Raw genomic sequence first — 19,882 nt, 5'->3', positions numbered from 1 at the left:
CTGGTGTTCATTAAGTCTTTACGATTGTACTTTTTAATCCACTCATTGACTGTTGTAGGAGCAATAGAGTAGAGTTTACAAAGTTCGCTCTTTGTGTGTTTACCGGTTGTAAGTTCGGCTAAAATTTTCAGTTTGAAAGGTTCTGAATACCGTCTGATTACTTTATCGTTTTTGTACATAATGTTTAAAATTATGTAGCCTTTATTCAGGACGAGTCAAAATTATTGCTAACGTTGTTGTATAAGATTAGTTGCGTGTTTTTAGCACTAAATTTAGTAAATAAAACACAGATTTAAAGTCTGCGAGAACTTTCGTAAATAAGCTAAAACCAGCAATTAATTTTATACGGTGTTGTACTGCGTTTATTTCATTTTTGATGTAAATATATTCTTAATTGTATCCAATTCCTTTTTGTATTTCAAATCTGTTCTTGATGCAAAATATAAGGTGTTTTCCGTTTTTACTTTTCCTTCCCAAACTAAATTTATTTTGTTGCTTAAAATTTGTTCTTGACATAAAAAATCTGGAACTAATGCAAGTCCGTTTCCATTGTTTAAACATCTTATAATAGAAGTAATGTTTGGTAAAATATAGTTTGGTTTGAAAGTAGGTTTCTTATTAAAATTCTCAAACCAAAAACGTCTAAAATGTTCCATTTCGTTTGATGAACTATACCAAACATTTTGAAGTAGTTCGTCTTCTAACTTACTTAAATTTTTTGATTTAATGTGTTTTTGTATTTTAGTTACATTCGTTTTGTTTCCTGCTATTAAAACGATTCTTTCTTTTGAAAATGGAATATACTCAACTAATGATTTTTTTTCATTCTGTTTTTTAGGTGTTATTACTAAATCTAAAATACCATTGTTTAGGTCTTTTATTAAATCTGTATGTGCTCCAAATCTAGCTACTAGGTCAAAGTCTAGTTTTGGAATTTCGGGTTCGATAATTAGTTGAAACATTTCTGAACACATTCCAATGTTTAGAGATGGATTTTTTTCTTGAGTTGTTTTTTTAAAATGCTGTTCTGCAATTTCAAGTTTTTTTAAAGATTCAATAATATATTCATATAAAAATTTCCCATCCTCTGTTGGAATCATTTTTCTCGAAGTACGTTCAAATAGTTTTTTACCAACATAAGCTTCTAGTGCATTTAAGTGTACACTAACTCCAGGCTGTGACGCATATAAAGCAATAGAAGCTTTAGTCAAAGTTCCGTTTTCATATATTTCTTTAAATGTTCTGTACCATTCTAAATTTACCATAGTTATTAAAATATTGATACAAAGGTATGATTTGTATTATTTTTACAATAATAAATATTGCTTTAATTTTGTCTCAAATAAAATAAGATACAAATGAAAAATATATTTATAATTAATGGAAGTCATCCATTTGCGCATTCTGGTGGAAGATTTAACGAAACACTTTTCAATAATACTATTTCATATTTTGATACGCTTGAAGAATTTGAAGTGAAGTTTACTCAAGTAGGTGAAAATTATAACGTAAAAGAAGAAGTTGAAAAATTTAAGTGGGCAGATATAGTGATTTATCATACTCCAATTTGGTGGTTTCAAATTCCTTTTGGGTTTAAAAAATATATAGATGAAGTTTTTACGGAAGGTCATCAAAATGGTATTTATTCAAGTGATGGAAGAAGTAGAAGAAATCCAAACATCAATTACGGGACTGGTGGTTTAATGCACGGAAAAAAATATATACTTACTACAAGTTGGAATGCACCTAAAACCGCATTTACTTTAGAAAATGAATTTTTTAATCAAAAAAGTGTAGATGAAGGCGTTATGTTTGGGTTTCACAGAATGAATGCATTTACAGGAATGGAATTATTAGCAACACATCATTTTCACGATATGGAAAAAAATGCAGATGTTCCTTTTGAGTTGAATAATTACAGTACTTTTTTAAATGATTTAATGATTAATCTGTAATTGTCTAGTTTGGTTGCGAAATGCAGTACAACACCCAAATATATGGACATTTTAGGGTTCAGACAAGTAAGATCTATTTTAAGTGTGTTGTATCACGAAAGCCTTTTAAATGCTAGTGTTTTATAAAATGTATACTTGTCCTTATTTCGTATATACTTAAGAAGGGATTTAAATTTTAAGGCTGTATTTATATACAGAATATAGACATAATTAAATCCACCTTATTACTGTAATACATAAAAATTTTGTAAGTGCTTGTAATTAAATTCAATTATACAAAATTACGTTGTCGTTTTGCCTCAAAAGTTAAGATGGATATGGTACCGATACATTCATAGAATCTATCTCTCCTTGCATGGGGTGTTGATATTCTGAGTAGCTTTGTCTCGCCAAACTTGCGTTAACTCTGTAGCTTCAGTACCCACTACCAAAGCAGTAGCCTTAGTATAATCGTTTTTATGGCATTCGTTTGAGTTTTGTAGGGTTAGTATGTTGTGTTTCTTTAAGTACGCTATAATGTCTTCAGAAGTGTTTGTCGCTATCTGATTGGTAAATACACAACCCACACTAGAACGTATAATGTTAGGATTGAATAACTCCGTTTTTGGTATATATACTTCTTTTGTTTTTTCTATGCAGTTATCAGCCTTATGTAGAATTTTGTTTATACTTACAAAAAGAATAATTACTAGCTATTGCTGTTGTTAGGCAAGCAACAGTACTGTTGCTAAACACCAAACACTATTGTTGTTTAACACTAGGTGCTACTGTTTGAATCTTCAAACAAAACCAAAATATGGGGTGTACTAGTTTGTATTAAGCTTCATACAGTAGTGTATGAAGTCACTCGACACTACTGTTATGGTGTAATGATATAGTGGTATATGAAGTTACCATATAGTAGCGTATATTTATTGGTACCGCCAAAGGGTTTAATACCCAGAGGCTTGCCTCGTTTTTTTTCTATAAATACCTTGTGAACTTACTCTGAGGTAGTTTACTTCATAAAAAAAGCTCACCATAGGTGAGCTTTTTTATTTATAATTTTATTAAAAAACTATGCTAACATGGTAACTGGATTCTCTAAATAAGTTTTTAAGGTTTGTAAAAACTGAGCACCAATTGCACCGTCAACTGTTCTGTGATCGCATGCTAAAGTTAATTTCATGGTGTTACCAACTACAATTTCTCCATTTTTAACTACTGGTTTTTGTACAATTGCACCTACCGATAAAATAGCAGAATTAGGTTGGTTAATAATTGAAGTAAAGCTTTCAATACCAAACATTCCTAAGTTAGAAACGGTAAATGTACTTCCTTGCATTTCATTAGGAGTTAGTTTTTTGCTTCTAGCTTTTGATGCTAGTTGACGAACTTCAATATCTATTTGATTGATATTCATGTAATCTGTATTACGAAGAACAGGTACAACTAAACCTTCAGGTACAGCAACGGCTACACCTATATTTATATGTTTATTGTATATTGTTACATCATCATTCCAAGTAGTATTAACTTGAGGGTGTCTTCTCAATGCCATAGCAGAAGCTTTAACCACCATATCATTAAAAGATACTTTTGTTTCTGGCATCTGATTAATAATCTTTCTAGATTCAATAGCATTGTCCATATCTACCTCTATGTTTAAGTAGAAATGAGGAGCGGAGAATTTAGAATTAGCTAGTGCTTTAGCAATAGCTTTACGCATTTGAGAATTCTTAATTTCCTCTACAGATTCTCCTCCTGCAGTAGTAAAGTTTGTAACTGCTGAATGAGTTGTAGCTGCACTTGTGGCTACAGGAGCTTCAACTTTAGCAGCAGGAGTATAGTTTTCAACATCTTTTTTGATAATACGACCATTTTCTCCTGAACCGTTAACGTCTGCTAAATTGATTCCTTTATCCTTCGCTATTTTCTTAGCTAAAGGAGAAGCAAAAATACGTCCACCTTTATTATTTGATGTAGTTGCTACTGGAGTAGCTACTGTTTCTGTTTTGTTTTCTTCAACTGCTTTAGGAGCTTCTTCTTGTTTTTCTGAAGAGTCATTATTTAAAGTACCTGCTTTATGAGCTTCTACTAATGATGAAACATCAGTACCAGCTTCACCAATAATAGCTAATAAACTATCTACAGGAGCACTTTCACCTTCTTGAACACCGATATGTAATAAAGTTCCTTCGTTAAAAGACTCAAACTCCATTGTGGCTTTATCAGTTTCGATTTCAGCTAAAATATCACCTTCCTCAACATTGTCTCCCACTTTTTTTAACCAAGAGGCAACGGTACCTTCAGTCATTGTATCACTTAAACGAGGCATTGTTACTACTTTTACTCCATCAGGTATCGTTGAGTTTGTAGTAGTGGTATTTTTTTCTTCAGTTTTAGGAGCTTCTTCCTTAACTTCCGCTTCAGGAGTACTATTTCCATTTAATAATGCTGAAAAATCTTCTCCTTCCTCACCAATAATAGCTAATAAACTATCTACAGGAGCTGTTTCTCCTTCTTGAACACCAATATGTAATAAAGTACCATCGTGGAAAGATTCAAATTCCATCGTAGCTTTATCGGTTTCAATTTCAGCTAAAATATCACCTTCTTCAACTTTATCACCTACTTTCTTTAACCAAGAAGCTACCACTCCTTCTTCCATCGTATCGCTTAAGCGAGGCATGTTTATAATTGTAGCCATAATTTACTTAGATTTTATAAATGGATAATCTTCTTGTTCATATACCATATCATATAATTGGTTTAGTTCTGGATATGGAGAGTCTTCTGCGAATTTCTCACATTCTTTAACCAAATCTTTTACTTCTTTATCAATTGTTTTGATTTCATCTTCTGAAGCATACTCTTTTTCTTTGATGACTTCTAAAACTTGAGTGATAGGATCTATTTTTTTATACTCTTCAACTTCGTCTTTTGTACGATAATGTTGAGCATCTGACATAGAGTGACCTCTATATCGGTATGTTTTCATTTCTAAGAAAGTAGGGCCATCACCACGACGGGCTCTTTGAATAGCTTCATCTACAGCTTCTGCGACTTTGATAGGATTCATTCCATCAACAGGACCGCAAGGCATTTCATACCCTAGTCCTAACTTCCAAATATCAGTATGGTTTGCAGTTCTTTCAACAGAGGTTCCCATGGCATATCCATTGTTTTCAACAATAAACACTACAGGTAATTTCCAGTTCATTGCCATGTTAAAGGTTTCATGTAAAGAACCCTGACGTGCAGCCCCATCACCAAAATAACATAAAGTTACGGCATCACTACCTTTATATTTGTCACCAAAAGCAAGACCAGCTCCTAAAGGAATCTGACCACCTACAATTCCATGACCACCATAAAAACGGTATTCTTTAGAGAAAATATGCATAGAACCTCCCATACCATGAGAAGTACCAGTAGCTTTACCATATAGTTCTGCCATTACGCGTTTAGGGTCTTCACCCATACCGATTGGTTGAACGTGATTACGGTAAGCAGTAATCATTTTATCTTTAGTCAAATCCATTGCATGTAATGAACCTGCTAAAACAGCCTCTTGACCGTTATATAAGTGTAAAAAACCTCTAACTTTTTGTTGAATGTAAACTGCAGCTAGCTTGTCTTCAAACTTTCTCCAAAATAGCATATCTCTATACCAATTGATATAGGTTTCTTTGGTGATTTTCTTCATTATATACTTTAGTTGTTTATTTAAATGTTTGTTTGCTTTGCTTATAGCAAAACGTAGCTACAAAAATAAGTAGTTTTTAGTAATTTAAAAAAACTTATTACTAAAAGTTAAAGAAAGGTTTAAGAAGGGGAAAAGAGATGTAATTACTGTTCTTTAGCTACGATAATTGTGGCTTTAGCACCTGTGGCTAAATTCCATTCATTAGATGAAATTAACATGCCGGCGTCGTTATAAATTTTAAAAGCAGCAGTATTAGGACCTGAGGTTCCTTGATTTAATGCAACAATTTTTATAGTGTTAATTCCTTCGTCTAGAGGAAGATTAAAAGATTGATAACGTTGTTTTAGTGTAAGGTTACTAACAACAGGTACATCATTTATATAGATGGTAACTTTGTCACCGTCTGGATATTGATAGTCTCTACAAATGATGTTAACACTTTTTGATTTAGTACTAAAACTCCCTAAATCCTGATCAATAACAGGATATTGATACATTCCATTTACCTGCTTAAACGATTTTAAGTATTGTTCTTCTGCTATTTTGGCTTTAGTTAAAATTCCTTTGTTTTCTAAATCTTTTTGAGCTTGTTTTTTTTGAAGCTCTTTTTGAAGTTCAGAATTAGCTGTTTTAAAGCCATTTGTGTTATTAAAGTCTAACGTTTTAGGTTTTTTAATTTTTTTAGCCGGTGCGGTGATGATTCCAAATGAAGAGTTTCCTTTATTTTTACCACCAGTAGAACCGTCTAATTGTGCAAAACTCTTGGTTGTTATGCTACATAAAAAAAGGATAAAAAATAAATGTATGTTTTTTCTCATAATAAAAATAGAACTTAACAAATATAATGCCGATTTTTATAGCTGTATCTAAATAAAGAGTTAAAACTAATTATTTTACAGGGAAGTCGAAATAAGTTTTAGGAAAAGGCTCTCCACGTAATGTAAAGTGCCACCATTCTTTTATATAAGACCTAAAGCCGTATTTTCGCATTGTTTTTTGTAACAATGTCCTGTTCTTTTTTTGCTCATCGGTTAGGTTTTCGTACATGATGTGAGATGATATGCCAAAAAAGTCAAATGGGCTTCCCATGTCTAGCTCTTCCCCAGTTTTTAAATTAACAATAGTTAAGTCAACAGTACTTCCTCTTGAATGGCCTGATTTAGAAGCAATGTACCCTTGTTTGAATAAGTAACGCTTGTTAACTTCAGGATAATATTGTTCTTTCATTAAGGTGTCATTTAGTACTCTTGCCCATTTTACAAAATGATTTACTGCTGTTTGCGGACGATAAGCATCAAATATTTTTAATCCTAGGTTTTTAGTAGCCAATTCATCTTGGACTTTTTTTAAAGCTTTGGCGGTAGGAGTAGTTGCTATAAGAATATTTTCTTCATAACCATTCACTGGAGTTCCCATAAAGTTATTTTCATGGCAGTATCTTAATTCACCTTGTACTGTTGGAGCAACATCTTTGATATATGAAAAACCTTTGGGTAAATTCTGAGATTGAATTGCTAAGGAAGTAAGCAAAAGTAACGTTAAAATCCATTTCATTGGGTAAAAGTAATAAAATGGATTTTAACAGTTTCTTTCTTAGTGAAAGATTAACTTTATTTGTCTAAAAAATCTTGATAAGCATTCTGACTAATAGCTCTTCCTAATGAGTCTAAAGGTTGATAATTACCTTCTTGTATAACAGGTTTGTTGCTTACATAATCATATACAAAAGTTCCATTTTTAGAAATGGTTCCGAAACCTTTATTAAATACATAATGCACATATTGATTCTCAGAGGTGTTAAAAATATTTTTTCCAAATTGAAACTGCTTTGGATTTCCTCCTAACATATCTGTTAAAGTATAAGCTAAATCACTTTGAGCACTAAAATTATCAATAGTAATTCCTGTTTTATTAAGAGCTCCACCTAACCAAACCATTGGAATTTGAAATCTTTTAGGAGAATTAAAATATCCTTTATGTTTGGGTAATGGATGTCCGTGATCAGATAAAATAACAATTAACGTATTATCCCACCAAGGCTGTTTCTTAGCTTCGTTAATAAATTTACCTATAGCCTTGTCTGTATAAGCTTGTGCGCTTCTGTATAAATTTTCTACTGATTTTTTACCAAACTTGTATTTGCCAGGGAATTCGTAAGGTTCGTGACTAGTAAGTGTAAGAGCTATTTCAAAAAAAGGTTCTTTTAGGGTAGGAGCTGATAAGTCTTTCATAAATCGATCTAAAAAGATATGATCGTGAGCTCCCCATTTTGAATTCCAATTTTCTTTATCAAATTCGGTTCCATCTACAATTTTATCTATTTTACCATTACGTAAGTAGGTAATCATGTTTCCAAAATTACTATCTCCACCATAATAAAAACTAGTATTATAGCCTAGGTTTTTCATTTCTTTGGTAAGTATAGGTAGTTTTCTTGCCTTATATGGAATTTTCATGATGCTTTTTGTTGGCTGAGGATAATAGCCACTTAAAATAGCAGGAACTCCTTTATCTGTTCTGTCTCCATTTCCATAGAAATTGGTAAATAGAATCCCTTCTTTAGCTAACTTGTTTAGATTTACAGTAACATCAGGTTCGCCGCCTAAAGCACCAACAGCTTTTGCTGAAAGACTTTCCCAAATAAGTATAATAACATTTGGTTTTTGAGTGTTTAAAATAGAGTCTGTATTAGCTGTTAAAAGTTGATTTTTAGTGTTATTGATGATGTTTTTAGCCATATCACTTTTATAATGTGTATATGGATTTTTACCATCAGTTTTATGACTAATCGTATTAGCGAAATTCCAAATAAAATTTACTGCAGCATGATTAGCAAACATATTCTTAGAGAAGTACACATTACTTTGGTTAATAGGAATGTTAGCAAAACCACCTCTCATAGGAATAATTAAGCTTGCAATTAAAAGTAAAAATATAGGAGCTTCTAAAAAATGTCTTTTGCTTAATTTGCTAAGAGTTTTGTTTAAGGCCTTGTTAAAAAAGTAAATAGTAGCTACAGAAAGTAATACCCAAGCAAATATTCCGCCAACTAACTGTAAAGTACTCACTGAAGCTAGCATAGCTTTAGGAGTGTTGATGTAATTTAAAACTGTAACATCTATACGGACCCCCCAAAATTTATACAAAGACATGTCTGTTAACATAAATAAGTTGATAACCAAAAGGATTGGGAAGGTATATCCTTTAATAATATAACCAATAATTTTCTTAGGAATCCAGATTGAAAGCAAGATGATTAAAAAAGGAATGACAGCTAAATAAGCTGCAAAAGAAAAATCTAATTGAATACCGTATAAAAATGTTTTTAAAGTGGTAAAAAAACTTAACTCTGAAGTTTTATCAAAATAATATATTAAAAATAAAAAGCGAGCGAGTAAAAAATATACTACCCACAAAAAATAATATGTAACACTAAAAAGAAATCTGTTTTTAAAGTTAGTCATTGTAGTAAAAAAGAGATTTATTCTGTAACCTTTAAACGAGCTTTGGCTGTTACAGAAATATCAGAATAATCGTTGTTTAAGTATTTTAAATATCCGGCTATGGCAATCATAGCAGCATTATCGGTGGTGTATTCAAATTTAGGAATGTAAGTTGTCCACCCCCAGTGTTTTTCAGCTAAAGTTAAGCGTTTTCGTATTTCTGAATTAGCAGAAACCCCACCAGCAATTGCTATGTGTTTGATGCCAGTTTGTTTTACAGTATTTTTAAGCTTATCCATTAATATTTCAATAATAGTATATTGAATAGAAGCGCAGATATCGTTAAGATTTTCTTTAATAAAGTTAGGGTTTTCTTTTACATTCCTTTGTATAAAATATAAGATTCCAGTTTTTAATCCACTAAAACTAAATTCTAAATCACCCACTTTAGGTTTGGTAAACTTAAAAGCTTTAGGATTTCCTAATTGAGCATATTTATCAATTAAAGGTCCACCAGGATAAGGTAATCCTAATATTTTTGCTGATTTGTCAAAAGCTTCTCCAACCGCATCATCAATCGTTTCACCTAAAATTTCCATTTCAAAATGATTGGTAATTTTTACAATTTGTGTGTGCCCGCCACTAATAGTTAAACAAACAAAAGGAAATGGAGGTATTTTACTTCCTTCTTCATCAATAAAATGAGCTAAAATATGTGCCTGCATGTGGTTCACATCTATTAAAGGAATGTTTAACCCTAAAGCTAAAGATTTAGCAAAAGAAGTACCAACTAATAAAGAGCCCATTAATCCAGGGCCACGAGTAAAGGCAATAGCATTTAAATTGTGTTTAGTTATGCTAGCTTGTTCAATAGCTTGTTGTACAACTGGAACAATGTTTTGTTGGTGGGCTCTTGAAGCTAGCTCAGGAACCACACCACCGTATTTAGCATGCACTTCTTGGTTTGCAACAACATTACTTAACACTTTTCCGTTACAAATTACTGAAGCACTTGTGTCATCACAAGAACTTTCAATACCTAAAATATAGATGTTTTCTGTACTCAAATCTTTTCGGATTTAGGTTGCAAAAATATTGATATTACGTTAGATTTTCGTTAAAAATAAGATTTCTTTAAAATAAGGCAGCATTTTTGCAGTTTGCTGATTACTTTTGTTAAACAGGATTACAAATAAGGGAAGTTATAAAAAGATTAGGGAATATAGTAGGTAGAATAATAAAGTACGCTGTGCTTTTTTTACTCTTGCTTTTTATTTTACTATCATTATCTATTGTACAAAGTCAACTTGCTAAGTATGCAACTAATTGGGTAAATAAAGAATTCAACACCAATATTGTTGTAAAAAAGGTTGATTTGTCTTGGTTTGGAAGTGTTCAGTTAAAAGATATTGAGATTAGAGACCACCACAAAGACACATTAATATTTGTAAATAATTTAAGCACTTCCTTATCAAACGCTAAGCGTGTATTAGAAAATCAAGTAGATTTAGAAGAAGCTTCTTTAAGTGGAGTTCATTTTTATATGAAGACATATAAAGGTGAAAAGAATGATAATATGTCTATTTTCATAGATAGTTTTGAAGATGGAAAACCAAGAGATAGTTTAGCAGCACCGTTTATTCTAAAAAGTGATAAAATTTCCTTAGATGGTTTAACTTTTAAATTACTAGATGAGAATAAAGGAGATCCTCTTGAGTTTGCAGCATACAATGCTGGGGCTGAGTTAAATGATTTTTCAATTGTCGGACCTGATGTTTCTATGAAAATAAGGAACATGTTTTTTACAGGAAATAGAGGAGTAAATGTGTCGAATTTATCCACTGACTTCACGTATACAAGGTCCTTTATGGATTTTAAGAACACAACATTAGAAACAGACAATAAAACCAAGCTTCAAGCTAAAATTAAGTTTACCTACAACCGAAAAGACTTTGTGAACTTTAATGATAAGGTAAGAATAAAAGCAAAGTTTCAAGAAAGTGTAGTTTCAGTAAAAGATTTAAATAAACTTTACAATGAAATTGGTGGGCAGGACTTTCTATATATAAGCGGAGATATTGATGGTGTACTAAATAATTTCAGTGCTAATAATGTAAGAGTACATTCAAAGGGAGGTATGAGAATTATTGGAAATATGGGATTTGTTAATGCTGTTAAAACCAGTAGAGGTTTTGTTTTTGATGCAGACTTAGATAATCTTACCGCAAATTATTACCAATTAAGAAATGTACTACCAAATTTATTAGGAAGAACGTTGCCAACGGAATTTCAAAGACTAGGTAATTTTACGTTGAATGGAATAGTGAGAGTAACACCACAACAAATGGATGCTACTGTATCAGTAAAATCAGAGATAGGGACTGCAATTTCTGATTTACAGTTAACAAATATTGATGATATTGATGCAGCAAAATACACAGGTGAGGTTGAGTTTAAAAATTTTGATCTTGGTGTTTTTGCAAATGACCCTGTATTAGGAACCGTTTCATTAAAAGCAGATGTAAATGGTAGTGGGTTTAATGTTGATAATGTTAATACCATAATTATAGGAAAAGTAAGTAGTTTATTTTTTAATGAATATGAGTATAAAAATTTACAGGTAAACGGACAGTTTCAAAACAAAAAGTTTGATGGTTTGCTAAATGCAGAAGATGATAATTTTAAATTAAAATTTGAAGGGTTAGCCGATTTTTCATCAGAAATTAACAAATTTGACTTTATTGCGAATGTTGATAGAATTGATTTGAAAAAAACAAACTTATTCACTCGTGATAGTATCTCTGAGTTAAAAGGGAATATTAACTTAAATATTTCAGGGAATACATTTGATGATATTGTAGGAAAAGCAACTTTTAAAAACCTAGTATACACAAATCAAAAACAGAGCTATCCTTTTAAGAGTTTTGAAGTAAACTCATCTGTAAAAGATAGTATAAAAACGATTGAAGTAAACTCAGAAGATATTGTAAAAGGAAGTGTAAAAGGTAAGTTTTCTTTTGAAGAATTACTGCCAATAACCCAAAACGCTTTAGGTAGCGTATATACGAACTACCGCCCTCACGAAGTGGCACCAAATCAATTTTTAGATTTTGATTTCACAATTTATAATCAAATTATCGATGTGTTTTTACCAAATATTTCAATAGGAAAAAATACAAGATTAAAAGGACGCATTAATTCAGATAAAAACTCACTAAAACTTACATTTGAGTCTCCAGAAATAAATGCATATAAAAATATAATTGAAGGAGTAGTGTTAAGGCTGGATAATAAAAACCCACTATATAACACTCACTTAACAGCAAAAAAAGTCAATACAAAGTATTATAATATTGAAAAGCTAAACCTGTTAAACCGTACTCAAAATGATACATTATTTTTTAAATCGGTTTTTAAAGGAGGGAAAGATTATGGCGAGAGTTTTAATTTAGATTTTTTTTATACAATTAATGAGCTACAAAAATCTGTTGTAGGAATTCAAAAATCGACATTATATTACAAAGGTTTTGATTGGGAAGTAAATCCTAATGACGATAAGAATAATAAAGTGACATTTGATTTGCAAAAGGATGATTTTACAATTAGTCCATTTGTTTTTAAGTCAGGAGAACAAAAAATAGATTTTAAAGGAATTGTAAGAGATAGTACCTACAAAGACATACAAGCTAACTTTAATAAAGTAAAACTAGCTAGCTTTTTACCCCCAGTTGATAGTTTAAAACTAGATGGAAAACTAAATGGTACATTAGAGTTCAAACAAGAAAATAAAATAGTAGCTCCTAAAGGGAATTTGTATGTTGAGGATTTTTATATAAACAATTACTCACAAGGAAATTTAGCGTTGAATGTTATAGGAGATAATTCCTACGAAAAATATGACGTCAACTTATATTTAGAAAGTGAAAAAGCAAAAAACATTTCAGCTACAGGAGAAGTTGACTTTTCAAGAGAAAGACCAATTATAGATTTAGATATTTACTTGAAAGAGTATGATATTGGAGCTTTCGGACCGTTAGGAGAAGGTGTCTTATCTAAATTAAGAGGAAAAGTAACGGGAGATTTTACGGCAAAAGGTTATTTAAGAAACCCAGATTTTAATGGAGTTCTAAACTTTGAAAATGCGGGATTAGCTTTTCCGTATTTAAACGTAGATTTTGATTTAAAAGGAAACACGAGCGTAGTTTTAGATAAACAAGAATTTGTTTTTAAAGACATAATATTAGAGGATACAAAATACCTAACACAAGGGGATTTATCAGGAAGTATTGTACATCAAAATTTTGAAGACTGGTTCTTGAATTTTGATATTAATACTCAAAATTTATTGATTTTAGATACACAAGAGACGGAAGAATCTCAATATTACGGAACTGGGTTCTTAGATGGTGAAGCAAAAATTAGAGGACTTACCAGCTATTTAGATATAGAGGTTAATGGAAGAACAAATAAAGGAACTCTTTTTGTAATCCCGTTAAGTGATGTTAAAACAATAGATAATTATAAGTTAATCCGATTTAAAACAGGAGAAGAAGAAGAGGGATCAAAAGGGAAAGTTATTGGTGATATAAAAGGACTTGATTTAAGATTAGATTTAGCTGTAACAAAAGATGCTGTAGCTCAAGTAGTAATTGATAAAGTTTCGGGAAGTGAATTAAAAGGAAGTGGTGAAGGAAATCTTAGAATAGATATTGATACAAGAGGGAAATTTAATATGTTCGGAGATTTTACGGTAGATAATGGTTTTTACAACTTCAAGTATGCAGGAATAACAAAGCCTTTTATAGTACAAAAAGGAGGAACTATTTCTTGGAATGGAGATCCTTATGAAGCTGATTTAGATATAACAGCAGTTTATAGAACCAAAGCAAACCCAGCACAATTACTAGATAACATCAATTCAAATCGTAAAATTCCAATTGACTTATACACAAAAATTACAGGAGGATTATTTAGTTCAAAACAAGAGTTTGATATTAAAATACCAAATGCAAATTCAACAGTAAGTTCAGAGTTAGAGTTTTTATTAAACGAGAATGATTTAAATACAAAAATGCAACATTTCTCGTTTTTATTAGCTTTTGGTACATTTTATAATGCGGATGCTATTGGTAATAGTGCAAGTTCAGGAATTACAGGAACAGCCTCTGAAATTGCCTCAAGTATTTTAACAAATATGTTAAATAGCGATGGAAACAAATTTCAATTAGGAGTTGGGTATACGCAAGGAGATAGGGGAAATGTTGATAACCTTAATTCGGATGATCAAGTAGATGTGTCTGTGTCAACGCAGTTAACTGATAGAGTGTTGGTTAATGGTAAAGTAGGGGTGCCAGTAGGAACTAATACACAAACTAGTGTTGTTGGAGAAGTAAAAGTAGAAGTTCTTTTAAATGAAGAAGGTAACTTAAGAGGTACGGTATTTAACCGTCAAAATGAAGTGCAATATTCTACCGAAGAAGAAGGGTATACGCAAGGAATAGGTATCTCATACCAAGTTAATTTTAATAACTTGCGCGACTTAGGAAGAAAATTAGGGTTGAATAAAAAAAGAGTAAAAAGAGATACTTTAAAAGATAGTATTCCGCCAAAAAAGAAAAAAGGGCTGATAAACTTTAAATCTAAAGAGAAAAAATAACCAAACTATTTTATGAGTAGAACAAGTAAGGATTACCTTGTAATCATGTTAAAAGGAATGGCTATGGGAGCTGCAGATGTAGTTCCAGGTGTTTCAGGAGGTACCATCGCTTTTATTTCAGGGATTTATGAAGAGCTATTAGGCTCTATAAGTAATATCAATATAAAATTACTTAAAACCTTACAAAAAGAAGGTTTTAAATCAGCGTGGAAACAGGTAAACGGTAATTTTTTAGTATCTCTTTTTGTTGGGATTTTTATTAGTATCGTTTCGTTAGCAAAAATGATTTCTTGGTTATTAGTAAATCACCCAATTTTAGTATGGTCTTTTTTCTTTGGCTTAGTATTAGCAAGCGTTATTTATATAGCAAAACAGGTAACTCAATGGAATCTTGTTTCAGGAGTTCTATTAATTTTAGGAGCGATACTCGCTTACTATATAACAACATTAAACCCACTAGTTTCAGAACATTCATCAATGTCGTTTATGTTTTTAGCAGGCGCTATAGCAATTTGTGCAATGATTTTACCAGGTATTTCAGGGTCTTTTATTTTGGTGTTATTAGGGGCCTATAAACCAGTTTTAGCAGCTGTAAATAACCGTGATTTTACAACTATAACATTTGTTGCTTTAGGAGCAATAGTAGGCTTGCTAACGTTTTCAAGAGTTTTGAAATACTTGTTTTCAAATTATAAAAATTATACGCTAGTTGTGTTAACAGGGTTTATTATAGGTTCATTAAATAAAATCTGGCCATGGAAAAAAGTACTGACTTATAGAACCAATTCTCATGGAGAACAAGTTCCTTTTAATGAGTTATCTATTTCTCCGTTTTCTTATGATGGAAACCCTCAATTAATGTATGCAACTGTGTTGGCCTTAATTGGTTTCGGACTTATTTTATTACTAGAAAAAATAGCAGTAAAAAAGCATTAGAAAATAACTAACTTAGCGTTCTAATTAAACAGCATGAGCATGTATAAAGAGCGCACGCTATCACAAAAAATAAATTTTTTTTTAAAAGGATTGATAATGGGAGGAGCTAATAAAGTGCCGGGAGTTTCTGGTGGTATGGTGGCTTTTGTGATGGGGTTTTATGAAGAACTTATTTATACTTTTCAAAGAATAAATGGTAAAGCTTTTAAATTGTTGCTTAACGGTCGTTTTAAAAGTTTTGCTAGTTATACCAATTTACAGTTTTTAGTATGGGTAATGGGAGGAAGTATGTTTAGCTACTTCAGTGTTTCTCTTGTTTTAGATTACTTCTTAAGAAATTATCAACTATATGTATGGTCATGGTTCTTTGGAATGATTATAGGCTCCATTTACTACATATCAAAAGATTTTGGAGATTGGAAACCTAAAACTATTTTAGGGTTACTAATAGGAGTTTCAGTAGGTGTCTCCATAAGTTTTATGACACCAGCAACAGAAAATGACAACTTGTGGTTTGTGTTTCTATGTGGGATAATAGGAGTCTCAGGAATGACATTACCAGGGCTTTCAGGCTCATTTATTCTCATATTATTAGGGAACTATGTGATGCTGTTGGTAGATAGTGTAAATGTGCTAGGGAATGTAATAGCCAACCTATTGTCTGGAAACTTTGAAGTATTAAATGATCAGGTAAAAGTACGTTACTTAAAAATTATAGGAGTTTTTACAGCAGGTTCAGCGTTTGGTCTTGTGTCTATTTCACATGTTTTGGGTTATGTTTTAAAAAGATGGCATCAAATTGTAACAGCAATTATCATAGGTTTTATTACAGGATCATTAGGGGTTGTTTGGCCATGGAAAGAAACTATTTATAAGAAAGAAGAAGGTGCATTTTTGTTAGATCAAAGCGGAAATAAAATTATAGAAAATTACCAAAGATTTATTCCGAATTTTAACAATCAAGAAACATGGATTTCAATAGGATTTATTATTATTGGAGTTGCATTAATATTAATTATTGATTTTTATGACCAAAAAAGAAAATAAGCATTTATATGCTTTAGTAGGAAAGAACATTTCGTACTCATTTTCTCGTGGATATTTTACCGAAAAGTTTGAAAAATTAGATTTAAAAAATCATGAGTATATCAATTTTGATATTCAATCTATACACGAACTTCCTCAAAAAATAAAAGAAAATAAAAAGCAGTTAAAAGGAATGAATGTGACCATTCCGTACAAACTAGATGTTTTTAATTTTTTAGATAGAATAGATAAGAAAGCCTTAAAAGTAGGAGCGGTCAATACTATTAAAATTACTAAAAAAGGAAGGTTAAAAGGATATAATACTGATGTGTATGGTTTTAAAAAGTCACTAAAACCATTGCTAAAAAAACATCATAAAAAAGCCTTGATCTTAGGAACAGGAGGTGCTTCAAAAGCAGTAGCTTTTGCATTTGAAAGTCTAGGGATGAAGTATAAATATGTATCGAGAACTCCTGAAGGAAAAAAACAGATTTCGTATCAAGATATTACTAAAGAACTTACTGAGTCATACTCTGTTATTGTAAACTGTACACCTCTAGGTACACACCCAAATGTAGAGAACTGCCCAGATATTCCGTATGAATTTTTGTCAGACAAACACCTGTTATATGACTTAATATACAATCCATCAGAAACCACTTTTTTACGTAAAGGAAAAAAACAGGGAACAACCATAAAAAACGGATTAGAGATGTTAGAACTTCAAGCAGAGAAAGCTTGGAAAATATGGAACAATAGCTAAAATTTTAAAAACTAAAATAAAATTTGCTATTCTCTAAGAATCCTTATCTTTATAATCTAAATCAAAGGAACTTAAACATTGTAGATATGTTAGAAAATAACGAAGAGAAAGTAGAAAAGCCAATTACAGAAAAGCAAACGAAGACAAATGAAGAAACTGAAAATGCTGTTAATGAGGTTGAAAATGAAGTAGCCAATGAATCTGAAAAAGCAGATGAAAAGCACGAAATCCCCATGCTTGATTATGCTTCGATGGAGTTAGAAAAATTGGTAGATGAATTAAAAAAATTGCTTAAAAGCCACCCAATTCAGCAACTAAAATCAAATGTAGATGCTATTAAAACAGCATTTAATTCTAAGTTTGGAGCTTTACTAGCAAAGAAAAAAGGAGCATTTTTAGCCGATGGAGGAAATTCTATAGACTTTCAATTTTCTAGCCCAGTAAAAACAGAATACAATAATTTATTAGGTGAATATAAAGCCAAACGAGACGCATACTATTCTCAGTTAGAAAAAAAATTAAAAGAAAATTTAGATAGAAGAAATAACTTGATTGAAGAATTAAAATCTTTAATCAAAACCGCTGACTCTAAAACAATGTATAACGATTTTCAAGAAATTCAAAATCGTTGGAAAAGTATTGGAGCAGTGCCAAAAACAAAGTATAATGATACATGGAGAACTTATCACCACCATGTAGAGCGTTTTTATGATTTACTACATTTAAACAAAGATTTTAGAGAGTTAGATTTCAAACATAATCTAGAAGAAAAACTACGATTAATTGAAAGAGCAGAGGCCTTAAACGAAGTAGAAGATGTTAATGTAGCTTTTAAAGAGTTGCAAGAATTACATCGTATGTGGAAAGAAGATATAGGACCTGTATCAAGAGAGCACAGAGAAGATGTTTGGGGCAGGTTTAGTGAAGCTACTAAGAAAATTCACGACAGACGTCATCAGCACTACAGAGAATTAAAGTCAAAGCATCAAGAAATGATTGATGCAAAATTGGCAGTTGCTGCAGAAATAAGTGCATACGATACATCAAATAATAAAACACATAACGATTGGCAAAAAAGTATTGCAGAAATAGAAAAACTGCGTAAAAAATACTTTGACATAGGAAAGCTGCCTTATAGTAAAAGTGAAGCAGTTTGGCAAGAATTTAAAGTAGCTACAAAAAAATTCAATACAGCGAAAAATGCTTTTTATAAGGAAGAAAAAAGTTCTCAAAATGAGAATTTAAAGAAGAAGATGGAGTTGGTAGAACTAGCTGAAAGTTTAAAAGAGAGTGAAGATTGGAGCGAAACTACTAATACTATGAAACGTATTCAGGCTGATTGGAAAAAAATAGGGCATGTACCTAGAAAGTTTTCTGATGATATTTGGAAACGTTTTAAAAATGCTTGTAATCATTATTTTGACAGACTACACGCTCGTAAAAATGAGCAGAATAAAGAGCAGTTAGCTGTAGTAGAAACTAAAAAAGAGTTTATAGAGCAAATTAAAACGGCTGAAATATCTAACGAAGAAGATGTAGAAAAAACGTTAGCTGATTGGAGAGCGTTAGGAGCGTTGCCAAGAAATGCACGCTACTTAGACGAAAAATTCAATAAAGCAATGGATGCTCACCTAGATAAGCTAGATATGAGTAGAATTGATATTGAAATGATGAAGTTTAAAGGTGTTATTGATACATATTTATCACAAGAAGACTACAGAAAACTAGATAGTGAACAGTTCTTTATTAGAAAGAGAATAGATGAAACTGTACGTGAGATGCAACAGTTAGAAAATAATTTAAGTTTTATTTCAAACGCTACAGAAGATAACCCTTTAGTACAAAACGTTCGCAATGGAATACAAGAGTTTAAAGATCAATTAGATCTTTGGCAAGAAAAACTAGATTATTTAAGAAGATTAGATTACTAAGTAATAATATATAGTTAAAGAAAAACTCGAACCAGATAAGGTTCGAGTTTTTTTATGTCTAATTTTTGGTAAATCTTTTTGCTATGGTAAGTTCAATTATAGATAGAATGATAATAATTGAGACTTCAACTAAAATATATATCCACCCTATACTTGTGATTGTTTTATAATGATAGAATGCTGCTCCAATAGAAAGACAACAATATAGCAGATTTAATATGGCAATTCCTTTTAAAAAAGGTTTTAGTTCATTGTGTATTTTTTGATAACTGTAAAAATCGTAGACAGCAAAAAATATAGGTAATACAGCTAGTAAATAAAGTGTTGAAGGTGCGATGCCTATAATACTTTCAAGATTTACCAATATTACTCCTAATAAAAAAGCTGATAGAACTGCTCCTAATCCGTCAATTAAGAACAGTTTTTTAGGGTTAAGTGTAAGGCTTTTTAGTAACTGTTTAATCATAAAAGGTAAAATACAGCT

15 protein-coding genes and 1 pseudogene are annotated in these 19,882 nt (G+C 31.2%); 6 read left to right on the top strand and 10 right to left on the bottom strand.

The window, feature by feature from the left end; genetic code table 11:
- Positions 1–179: transposase (locus MK851_RS09540; RefSeq protein ID WP_320243459.1), on the bottom strand; the 179-nt coding region annotated here is incomplete at its 3' end.
- Positions 180–362: 183 nt separating this feature from the next.
- A complete protein-coding gene (locus MK851_RS09535; protein WP_320243457.1) occupies positions 363–1,265 on the bottom strand; it encodes a LysR family transcriptional regulator in 903 nt (300 codons plus the stop codon).
- Positions 1,266–1,358: 93 nt separating this feature from the next.
- Here MK851_RS09535 and MK851_RS09530 point away from each other — a divergent pair, with 93 nt between their 5' ends.
- The gene (locus MK851_RS09530) at positions 1,359–1,955 is read left to right on the top strand and encodes an NAD(P)H-dependent oxidoreductase (protein WP_320243455.1); all 597 of its coding nucleotides are present in this window, start codon (positions 1,359–1,361) and stop codon (positions 1,953–1,955) included.
- Between the two features lie 271 nt (positions 1,956–2,226).
- On the opposite strand, the pseudogene MK851_RS09525 reads toward MK851_RS09530, so the two are convergent.
- The 7 genes and pseudogenes from MK851_RS09525 to tsaD form a co-directional block, all read right to left on the bottom strand.
- Positions 2,227–2,626 (bottom strand): annotated as a pseudogene (locus MK851_RS09525) (TrmH family RNA methyltransferase); the annotation flags it as partial.
- A gap of 386 nt (positions 2,627–3,012) precedes the next feature.
- On the bottom strand, positions 3,013–4,644 hold the full coding sequence (locus MK851_RS09520; RefSeq protein WP_320243453.1) for a pyruvate dehydrogenase complex dihydrolipoamide acetyltransferase: 1,632 nt from the start codon (positions 4,642–4,644) through the stop codon (positions 3,013–3,015).
- Between the two features lie 3 nt (positions 4,645–4,647).
- On the bottom strand, positions 4,648–5,643 hold the full coding sequence (gene pdhA, locus MK851_RS09515; protein ID WP_303506065.1) for a pyruvate dehydrogenase (acetyl-transferring) E1 component subunit alpha: 996 nt from the start codon (positions 5,641–5,643) through the stop codon (positions 4,648–4,650).
- Between the two features lie 143 nt (positions 5,644–5,786).
- A complete protein-coding gene (locus MK851_RS09510; protein ID WP_320243451.1) occupies positions 5,787–6,461 on the bottom strand; it encodes a hypothetical protein in 675 nt (224 codons plus the stop codon).
- Positions 6,462–6,531: 70 nt separating this feature from the next.
- Entirely contained in the window at positions 6,532–7,197 is a 666-nt protein-coding gene (locus MK851_RS09505; RefSeq protein ID WP_320243449.1) for a M15 family metallopeptidase, read from the bottom strand.
- A 56-nt stretch (positions 7,198–7,253) separates the two neighbouring features.
- The gene (locus MK851_RS09500) at positions 7,254–9,059 is read right to left on the bottom strand and encodes an LTA synthase family protein (protein ID WP_320243447.1); all 1,806 of its coding nucleotides are present in this window, start codon (positions 9,057–9,059) and stop codon (positions 7,254–7,256) included.
- A 65-nt stretch (positions 9,060–9,124) separates the two neighbouring features.
- On the bottom strand, positions 9,125–10,153 hold the full coding sequence (gene tsaD / locus MK851_RS09495; RefSeq protein WP_320243445.1) for a tRNA (adenosine(37)-N6)-threonylcarbamoyltransferase complex transferase subunit TsaD: 1,029 nt from the start codon (positions 10,151–10,153) through the stop codon (positions 9,125–9,127).
- Between the two features lie 182 nt (positions 10,154–10,335).
- On the opposite strand from tsaD, the gene MK851_RS09490 reads away from it, so the two are divergent.
- The 5 genes from MK851_RS09490 to MK851_RS09470 all read left to right on the top strand — a co-directional run bounded on the left by MK851_RS09490 (position 10,336) and on the right by MK851_RS09470 (position 19,398).
- Entirely contained in the window at positions 10,336–14,742 is a 4,407-nt protein-coding gene (locus tag MK851_RS09490) for a translocation/assembly module TamB domain-containing protein (protein WP_320243443.1), read from the top strand.
- A gap of 12 nt (positions 14,743–14,754) precedes the next feature.
- Positions 14,755–15,678 carry a DUF368 domain-containing protein gene (locus tag MK851_RS09485; RefSeq protein ID WP_303506078.1) on the top strand — a complete coding sequence of 308 codons (924 nt, stop codon included), beginning with the start codon at positions 14,755–14,757 and terminating at the stop codon, positions 15,676–15,678.
- A 39-nt stretch (positions 15,679–15,717) separates the two neighbouring features.
- On the top strand, positions 15,718–16,725 hold the full coding sequence (locus MK851_RS09480) for a DUF368 domain-containing protein (RefSeq protein ID WP_320243440.1): 1,008 nt from the start codon (positions 15,718–15,720) through the stop codon (positions 16,723–16,725).
- On the top strand, positions 16,706–17,467 hold the full coding sequence (locus MK851_RS09475; protein WP_303506082.1) for a shikimate dehydrogenase family protein: 762 nt from the start codon (positions 16,706–16,708) through the stop codon (positions 17,465–17,467). The genes MK851_RS09480 and MK851_RS09475 overlap by 20 nt, the downstream gene beginning before the upstream one ends.
- Positions 17,468–17,553: 86 nt before the next feature.
- Entirely contained in the window at positions 17,554–19,398 is a 1,845-nt protein-coding gene (locus MK851_RS09470; RefSeq protein ID WP_320243438.1) for a DUF349 domain-containing protein, read from the top strand.
- Positions 19,399–19,456: 58 nt separating this feature from the next.
- Here MK851_RS09470 and MK851_RS09465 read toward each other — a convergent pair whose 3' ends face one another.
- On the bottom strand, positions 19,457–19,864 hold the full coding sequence (locus MK851_RS09465; RefSeq protein ID WP_320243436.1) for a hypothetical protein: 408 nt from the start codon (positions 19,862–19,864) through the stop codon (positions 19,457–19,459).
- Positions 19,865–19,882 lie beyond the last annotated feature (18 nt).

The organism is Tenacibaculum sp. 1B UA (assembly GCF_033978845.1).
Classification (GTDB): Bacteria; Bacteroidota; Bacteroidia; order Flavobacteriales; family Flavobacteriaceae; genus Polaribacter.
The sequence above is the reverse complement of the archived record's forward strand: the minus strand, read 5'-3'. Positions and strand labels throughout refer to the sequence as shown.